Raw genomic sequence first — 5,489 nt, 5'->3', positions numbered from 1 at the left:
CGAGCGGCTTGACCGAACAGTGGTGCTACACGGCAGCGCCACCAGCAAGCGGCTGCTGGAAGAAGAGAACATCGAAGACTGCGATATCTTTTGTGCTCTGACCAACGACGACGAGGTCAATATTATGTCGTCGCTGCTGGCCAAACGCTTGGGCGCCAAGAAGGTACTGACGCTGATTAACAACGCTGCCTACGTGGACTTGGTTCAGGGGGGCGAGATCGATATCGCCATTTCCCCCCAGCAAGCAACCATCGGCAGCCTGCTTACCCACGTCCGCCGCGGCGATATTGTCAATGTACACTCACTGCGCCGTGGCGCTGCGGAAGCCATCGAGGCGATCGCCCACGGTGATAAGCAGTCGTCCAAAGTGGTGGGCCGGACCATTGCTGAGATCAATCTGCCTGAAGGCACCACCATTGGTGCCATTGTGCGAGGCAAAGAGGTCATGATTGGCCATGGGGATGTGATGGTAGAGAGCGGCGACCACGTCATTCTGTTCGTGATTGATAAGCGGCGCATTCGTGACGTGGAGCGGCTGTTCCAAGTGGGATTAACGTTCTTCTAGGCAATGGCCTTCTAGGCAACGCTCTTCAAGAAAACAGGCCACCGCTATGAGGCAACCACTGCTATGAGTTTGCGGGTCATACTACGCATTTTAGGGCTACTGTTGATGCTATTTAGCCTCACCATGTTGCCACCCATGCTGATATCGCTTTGGTTTCGCGACGGTGTTTGGCACGCTTTTATGAGCGGCATCGCCATTTCAGTGATAACGGGCTTACTGCTTTTCCTACCCAATCGCCGCGCCCATAAAGAGCTACGAATTCGCGACGGTTTTATTATTGCGGCGATGTTTTGGACCGTACTGGCCCTCTTCGGCTCGCTACCACTGATGCTGTTTGGTGAAGGCTCGCTCGGTGTCACCGATGCGGTATTTGAATCGTTTTCCGGACTCACCACGACTGGTGCAACCGTCATTACTGGCATCGATTTTCTGCCAGAATCCATTCTTTACTATCGCCAGCAGTTGCAGTGGTTAGGCGGCATGGGGATTGTAGTGTTAGCGGTGGCCATTTTGCCCACCTTGGGTGTCGGGGGAATGGCCCTGTACCGTACTGAAATTCCTGGGCCGCTAAAGGATTCAAAGCTGACGCCGCGAATTACCGAAACCGCTAAAGCACTGTGGTACATCTACGCAACGCTAACGCTGGCCTGTATGGTCGCTTACATGTTGGCGGGGATGAGCTGGTTCGATGCCTTGGGACACAGCTTTTCGACCGTCGCTATTGGCGGATTTTCGACCTATGACGCCAGCATCGGCTACTTTGACAGTGCCGCCATTGAGCTGATTTGCGTTGGCTTTATGCTGATCTCAGCATTCAGCTTTAGCCTGCATTTTATTGCTTGGCGTGAAAAGCGCTTGCTGCACTACTTTCAGGACCCTGAAGCGCGCTTTTTAATGATATTTCTTGCTGGGTTAACCACGATCACCGTGATTACTTTGTGGCTCACGGACACCTACGACGATGTTGAAGGTCTGAGACACGCGCTCTTTGAAGTCGTCTCTGTCGCCACCACTGCGGGCTTTGCAGTTGCCGACTTTTCAGGCTGGCCGGGTGCGTTACCGTTTCTATTATTTGTCGCCGCCTTTGTAGGTGGTTGTTCCGGATCGACGGCGGGCGGCATGAAAGTAATCCGCATTATTCTGATCTTGAAGCAGGGTATGCGTGAAGTCATGCGCCTTATTCACCCCAACGCAGTGATTGCCGTTAAAGTGGGTAAAGTTAGTGTTCCCGACAGCATCGCCCAGGCGGTATGGGGCTTTTTCTCAGCCTACGTCATGCTATTTTTCTTGATGCTGGTGGGCGTTATGGCAACAGGTGTTGACCAAGTTACCGCTTGGTCAACCGTTGGTTCTACACTGAACAATTTAGGCCCAGCGTTGGGCGAAGCTAGCAGCCATTACGGCGACTTGCCCAGCCTAGCCAAGTGGATTTTGGTGCTCGCGATGCTGCTGGGCCGCTTGGAAATTTTCACGGTACTTGTGCTATTTACACCCGCCTTCTGGCGTCGTTAAACACGTATCAATGCTTTCTATTCAAATTGAGACACATTAATGATCCATGACGATGCAACACCGCTGGCGCAAGAACCCAACGCGCAGCCTAAGACCAGCGGCCCGTTAAAAACCGTCACCGTTGGCGGCACCCGTTATACCCTGCTCGGCACCGCTCACGTCTCTGCCGAAAGTGCCGATGACGTTCGCCAGTTAATCAACAGTGGCACTTTCGATGCCGTTGCCATTGAGCTATGCGACGCACGTCATCACAGCATGGACAACCCCGATGCCATGGGGGAACAAGATCTTTTTCAGGTATTTAAACAGGGCAAAGCGGGCATGGTAGCGGCAAGTCTGGCGCTTGGTGCGTTTCAGCAACGGATTGCTGAGCAGTCAGGCATTCAGCCTGGCGCTGAAATGCGTGCGGCAGTAGAAGAGTGCCGTACCCGCAAGCTGCCTTTAATGTTGGTCGATCGTGACGTTGGCATTACATTAAAACGCATTTACCGTAATGTCCCCTGGTGGCAACGTTTCTCGCTATTTTCGGGGCTAATTGGCAGCGTTATGTCGCGCCAGGATGTTTCCAAAGAGGACATCGAAAAGCTCAAAGAAGGCGATATGCTGGAAGCCACTTTCAGCGAATTTGCCGCCGAATCAGAAGCACTCTATACCCCGCTTATTCGCGAACGCGACCGCTATATGGCACTGCGTTTAGCTGAAGAAGCGCCGCCTGGGCGCTATCAAAACGTGTTAGTGGTGCTGGGTGCCGGGCATTTAAAAGGCACCGGTGAACACCTGGAAGCACCGCTTCCTGAAAACCCCACCACTGAGCGTGAATCGCTGGAGGCAACACCGCCACCGTCTAAACTCTGGAAAGCTGCCCCTTGGCTGATTACCGCGCTGGTTATCACCGGTTTTGTGATCGGCTTTTCGCGCAATACTGAGCTTGGCTGGCAGTTGGTCATTGAGTGGTTTTTAATCAATGGCATTTTATCCGGCGGCGCGACGATAGCAGCCCTTGCGCACCCTGTGACGGTGATTGCCACCTTCTTTGCCGCCCCACTGACCTCGCTTAACCCCACCATTGGTGCAGGCTTTGTCGCCGCGGGGGTCGAACTCTATATGCGCAAACCGAAGGTGCGCGACTTTTCGACACTGCGCCATGATGTCACCGAGCTCAAAGGCTGGTGGAAGAATCGCGTCTCCCGTACGTTGCTGGTGTTTATTTTGGCAACATTAGGCTCTGCGGTGGGTACCTGGGTAGCAGGCTTTAGAATTGCCGGTGCACTGTTCGGTAGCGGCACCGCGTGAGTACGATCAAACAAGCGCCATGGCAAGCTGATGCATTGCTATTGCTGGTAACGGTGGTAGCCGCTGGCGGCTGNNTAGCCGCTGGCGGCTGGATTTTTTCTAAAGAAGCGTTAGCGGGTATGCCGCCGTTGCTGTTTATTGGTACGCGCTTTTTACTGGCAGGACTGATACTCCTACCCTTCGCCTGGCCTGCCCTAAGGCGCTTACCCGCGCGTAGGATAAGACGCGGCGTACTGGTAGGCTGTTTGTTCAGCACCGCGATGGCCTTCTGGATTCTGGGGTTAAATTACTCTGACCACCTGGGCGAAAGCGCGTTTATCAACAGTTTGGGAATTTTGCTGGTACCCGTTGTAGCACGGTTGCTGTTTGGCGACCGTCCGCCACGCTCTACCTGGATCGCCCTGCCGGTAGCGCTACTGGGCTTTGCCCTCCTGTCGCTAAACGCAGGGTTCAAAGTAGAAGCTAGTCAATTGCTAATGGTCTGCGCGGCGCTCTGCTTCGCGCTACTGATCAACGTCAATACTCGCGTGGTGCGCAACGTGCCAGCGCTACCGCTCACCACACTACAGTTGCTCTCGGTGGGCAGCGTACTGACCTGCCTATCCTTGTTCGCCGAGGATCAGCCGCTAGCGCTCAGCCCCTCAATTCTGGGCTGGTTTATGGCCAGCGTGCTGCTGGCAAGTTCGCTGCGCTTCTTTCTGCAAATCAAAGCCCAGGGCATGACCACACCTAGCCACGCGGCAGTTATCTTAATGCTTGAAGCCGTGTGGACCGCCCTATTCGCCGCATGGTGGTTTGGCGAAACCATGACCCTGCTACAGCTGCTTGGCTGTAGCCTGATTTTTACCGCCCTGTTGATTAACCGCTGGTACTGGGTACGTAAAGTGATGCTTCGCTGGCTACCGGGTGCTCAGCGCTAACCCTTGCGATCTAATAGCCGCTGCATGGCAGCGGTTGGTTCAGCAATTTTGCGATAGTAACGGCTTTCAGCGTAGCTATCGTTAAATACATCAAAGTAATCGTCTAGCACATCAGCGGCATTTTCATCACCACTTTGGCGCAGCAGTTCAATGGCAACTTCTGCCGTACACAGGTGCGCTTTTGAGGCGGGTTTGCGTAACCGATAGCGTGTTTCCCGCTCAGTGCGCAGCGGTAGTACCGGCAGCGCATCCAGATAAGGACTCTTGCGGAACATTCGCCGCGCTTGGCGCCAAGTGCCATCTAAAATCACAAATACCGGAATACGCGCCTGCTGCTTTACAGCGTGCACAGCATTAATGTCCACCACACGGTCCGCGTAGTCGGGCTGGTCATCTGGGAAGATCACAAAAGGCGCGTAGCGCGGATCTTCAAGCAGCGCGGCTAACTCTTCGTCCGGCGCGGTGCGGTACCAGGTAAACACTCTGGTTTGCGTCAGCACATCGCCAATTAACCGCCCCGTATTGGTCGGCTTGTAGTGTTCTATAGAGTGGGTCAACAGCCATACCTGGGCGGTGCTATCCGCTTTCACCTGATAAGGGCACAGACAGTTGAGCTCAGGAAGATTGCACCCTTCGCAGCGTGTGACAAAACTGCCCCGTGCTTTAAATTCACGCCGAGGTGGACGCGGATGCCCCGTAGCAGGGTCGTAGTCAGTCAATGAAGAAGACTCAGGGGGCTGTGACGTAGCGTCGGACATCCGCGCTCCAATTTATAAAGGGCGATTAATAAAGGGCGATTAACAAAAGACGGTTAACAAAGGGCGCCGAGTATAAAGCAGCCCGGCCACCATGACGAACTCCAGCTCTCTAAAACCACTCGTAGTAAACCAACATACTTTGAATAGTTGACACCAAAAGCGTAACGCCGCTAGAGTCTCGTCAACTTTCAAAAGAAAAAAGGTTTACCCGTGACCGCCACCGCTTTCAATACCGCCGCCCCGCGCCACGACTGGACGCTGGAAGAGATTAATGCGCTGTTCGCGCTGCCCTTCAACGACCTGCTATTTAAAGCTCAGCAAGTGCATCGCGCCCACTTTGATGCTAACGCGGTGCAGGTCTCGACCCTGCTGTCGATTAAAACGGGGGCTTGCCCGGAAGACTGCAAATATTGCCCGCAGTCCGGTCACTACAATACCCAG

5 protein-coding genes and 1 pseudogene are annotated in these 5,489 nt (G+C 54.1%); 5 read left to right on the top strand and 1 reads right to left on the bottom strand.

Going from position 1 to position 5,489, the window contains the following annotated elements:
* The 4 genes from trkA to INT22_RS15675 form a co-directional block, all read left to right on the top strand.
* Nucleotides 1-565: Trk system potassium transporter TrkA (gene trkA, locus INT22_RS21205; protein WP_226912800.1), on the top strand; the 565-nt coding region annotated here is incomplete at its 5' end.
* 63 nt (nucleotides 566-628) lie between these two features.
* A complete protein-coding gene (locus tag INT22_RS15685) occupies nucleotides 629-2,077 on the top strand; it encodes a TrkH family potassium uptake protein (protein ID WP_193068521.1) in 1,449 nt (482 codons plus the stop codon).
* A 39-nt stretch (nucleotides 2,078-2,116) separates the two neighbouring features.
* A complete protein-coding gene (locus tag INT22_RS15680) occupies nucleotides 2,117-3,370 on the top strand; it encodes a TraB/GumN family protein (protein WP_193068520.1) in 1,254 nt (417 codons plus the stop codon).
* On the top strand, nucleotides 3,367-4,290 hold the full coding sequence (locus INT22_RS15675) for a DMT family transporter (RefSeq protein WP_193068519.1): 924 nt from the start codon (nucleotides 3,367-3,369) through the stop codon (nucleotides 4,288-4,290). Before INT22_RS15680 ends, INT22_RS15675 begins: the two co-directional genes overlap by 4 nt.
* Here the strand turns inward: INT22_RS15675 and INT22_RS15670 are convergent.
* The gene (locus tag INT22_RS15670) at nucleotides 4,287-5,048 is read right to left on the bottom strand and encodes a tRNA-uridine aminocarboxypropyltransferase (RefSeq protein WP_089039161.1); all 762 of its coding nucleotides are present in this window, start codon (nucleotides 5,046-5,048) and stop codon (nucleotides 4,287-4,289) included. The two genes, INT22_RS15675 and INT22_RS15670, sit on opposite strands and share 4 nt — an antisense overlap.
* Nucleotides 5,049-5,258: 210 nt before the next feature.
* Between INT22_RS15670 and INT22_RS15665 the strand changes: the two are divergent.
* Nucleotides 5,259-5,489, top strand: a pseudogene (locus tag INT22_RS15665) (biotin synthase BioB); the annotation flags it as partial.

The organism is Halomonas sp. 3D7M, assembly GCF_014897885.1.
GTDB lineage: Bacteria > Pseudomonadota > Gammaproteobacteria > Pseudomonadales > Halomonadaceae > Vreelandella.
This window is presented reverse-complemented; position numbering and strand designations above follow the sequence as displayed.

Coding starts and splice junctions, on each gene's coding strand:
- INT22_RS15685 (WP_193068521.1), top strand. CDS start 629: ATGAGTTTGCGGGTCATACTACGCATTTTAGGGCTACTGTTGATGCTA.
- INT22_RS15680 (WP_193068520.1), top strand. CDS start 2,117: ATGATCCATGACGATGCAACACCGCTGGCGCAAGAACCCAACGCGCAG.
- INT22_RS15670 (WP_089039161.1), bottom strand. CDS start 5,048: ATGTCCGACGCTACGTCACAGCCCCCTGAGTCTTCTTCATTGACTGAC.